Below are 2,313 nucleotides of genomic sequence, written 5' to 3'. Positions count from 1 at the left end.
TCTGGCGGATCGCCTGCGCACGCGGCACCACGACCTGGCCCTCTCACTGCCCGAGCCCAAGGCGTGGGACCTGGTCTACGCCAACTACTTCCACACCCTGGCGGACATCGACCGCGACACCATCCTGCGCCAGGTGTCGGAATCGGTGACCGAGGGTGGGCTGCTGATCGTCATCGACCATGGTTCCAGTGCGCCCTGGTCGTGGGAGCAGCGTCAGGACCATCCGACGCCAGAGGAGCTGTGGCGTTCGCTCGACCTGGGAGGCGACTGGTCGCCGCTCGTGTGCGAGCGACGCTCCCGGACAGCCCAAGGACCAGAGGGTCGGACCGCACGCGTGATCGACAACGTGGTGGTGGCCGGACACAATGCCTGACTTGAATCGTCGACGTGACCGGCCGCCGCCCAGGACCGGCCCGGGTGAGAAGGAGGTCCTCACCGGTTTCCTGGACTACCTGCGAGAGAGTGCCCTGGCGAAGGTGGCGAACGCTCCCGAGCAGTGGGTGCGTGTCCCAGGGGTCGCCTCCGGCACGAACCTGCTCGGTCTCATCGAACACCTGACCCATGTCGAACGCCGACTCTTCCTCGGTGAGCAGCCCCATGACTGGGCGGCCACCTTCCACGCCGATCAGCGCAAGAGCACGGAGAGCGTCCTTCAGGGATACCGCGATGTCATAGCCACCGCGAATCGGGCCATCGGCGCCTGTACGGACCTTGAGGAGCCGGCCCACTCGGGCGGGTCCGCGCCGTCGATGCGGTGGGCCCTGGTGCACATGATCGAGGAAACCGGTCGTCACGCCGGTCACCTCGACATCCTTCGTGAGTTGATCGATGGTGACACCGGCCGATGAAGCAGGTCGCGTGAACTCCATCGGCCACGCGTGAGCCCCGAGCATGGAGGCGTGATGGGCCTTCATGCCCGGGTCCTATCCTGCCAAGGGCCTCACCCTAACGGCGGGCCCTCCAAGGTGCCGAACACCCCGGCCTGTAAATTCACGGTCTCCACATCCAGCGGCGGAGCCGGAAAGCACAACGGGATCAGGTTGGTCTGCTCAGGTACCCATAAGAGGGAAAGCTCAGGGGGCTCGACGTACTCTTCCTGTCCCTCACCGCCCGGATCACGCTCTCCGATACGCAGGGAGTGGTACACAGTGAGCCTTTTTCATCCTGCTTCTCGGAGTTGAAGGACGAGTACGGCTCGGGTGATCTCTCCGGCCCGGTGCGGGCAGCATCGCAACCGGCGTAGGACGTCCCAGTTCTTGAGCTGGGCGAAGGCCCGCTCCCCGGGGCTGCGGAGCTTGGCGTGCTCAGAGTTGGCGTCCTTCTTCCACTGCGGCTTGCCCTGGCCCTTGAACGGGCAGAACACCACCTGTGACAGGCCCACGTACCCCTTGTCGCCCAGGCCGAGCAGCCTTGCGGCCTTGATGCGTTCGGCGATCTTCCACACCCGGGCGGCTCTGGTGTCGTGCACCGATCCGAGCAGTGACCACGACGTCCACAGGGGTTCCCCGTTGGGTGCGGCCACCACCTGGATGTTCATGCCGTGGCGTTTGTGCTTGCCGGAATAGAACGGGCGGTCGGCCGCCACACGGTCGCGGGCGATCAGGGTGCCATCCACGATCACGTACCCCCATCCCTTGCGGCGTGCGCGGTGTAGGCCCTGTTCCAGGGTGGGTGCCTGCTGGGCGAGCAGGGCCGTGGTTTCGCGCACGTAGCGCCAGGCGGTCGTGATTCCTACCTCGAAACCGGCTGCGACCTGGGTGAACGTCTCGCCTTTGTACAGGTGGACCAGGACCAGCAGAGCCTGTTGCGCGGGGTCCAGGCGACGCCATCGGGAACCGGTGTTCTTGCGGTGGGCGCGGATGGTGCGGGCGGCCAGGTTCAAGGTCCGGCGTGACAACGGCAGGCAGGAACGGTACAACAGCATGTGGAGCCTCTGGTGCTGGGTTTTCTTGGTCGTTAACTCCTCTACCAGGGGCTTCTTGCTGTTCAGGAGGGGTTTTGGATGGTCGGTGCAGAGGCGTGACCTGCACCTTCAGGTTGAAAAGGGCTCAGTGCCACTTCCGGTGTCGAGAAGACCGAAGGAACTGAAGCCGCCGCCTTGGTCACCGTGGCGGGTGTCGGGTTGTTGGTGGGGGCGCCTGGGGTCGAGAGCCTTGGGGTTAGTGGGCGCTGTGTGGGTGGGGCGCCTGAGGTTTCTGGCTCTTGGGGTTGTTAGGCGGGGTAGGGGTGGGTTCTCCCTCCTTCCCCGCCGCGTGATTGTTGCCGCCCGCACCGCACGCGTCAAGGCAATGTCGAGTGCTGTGACGATGGGGT

At 65.4% G+C, this 2,313-nt stretch carries 2 protein-coding genes and 1 pseudogene; 2 read left to right on the top strand and 1 reads right to left on the bottom strand.

The window, feature by feature from the left end:
* Both ACWGKS_RS29810 and ACWGKS_RS29805 read left to right on the top strand, forming a co-directional pair.
* Positions 1 to 373, top strand: a pseudogene (locus ACWGKS_RS29810) (DUF664 domain-containing protein); the annotation flags it as partial.
* Positions 366 to 848: a DinB family protein gene (locus ACWGKS_RS29805; RefSeq protein ID WP_452456932.1), complete on the top strand. Its 483-nt coding sequence runs from the start codon at positions 366 to 368 to the stop codon at positions 846 to 848. The pseudogene ACWGKS_RS29810 and the gene ACWGKS_RS29805, both read left to right, overlap by 8 nt.
* A gap of 311 nt (positions 849 to 1,159) precedes the next feature.
* Here ACWGKS_RS29805 and ACWGKS_RS29800 read toward each other — a convergent pair whose 3' ends face one another.
* Positions 1,160 to 1,924, bottom strand: a complete 765-nt coding sequence (locus tag ACWGKS_RS29800; protein ID WP_452525055.1) for a transposase family protein — start codon at positions 1,922 to 1,924, stop codon at positions 1,160 to 1,162.
* Positions 1,925 to 2,313 lie beyond the last annotated feature (389 nt).

Source organism: Nocardiopsis sp. NPDC055879 (assembly GCF_053615935.1).
The sequence above is the reverse complement of the archived record's forward strand: the minus strand, read 5'-3'. Positions and strand labels throughout refer to the sequence as shown.

Bases quoted from the DNA above. Each gene is read 5' to 3' on its own strand.
- ACWGKS_RS29800 (WP_452525055.1), bottom strand. From the start codon at position 1,924: ATGCTGTTGTACCGTTCCTGCCTGCCGTTGTCACGCCGGACCTTGAAC.
- ACWGKS_RS29805 (WP_452456932.1), top strand. From the start codon at position 366: ATGCCTGACTTGAATCGTCGACGTGACCGGCCGCCGCCCAGGACCGGC.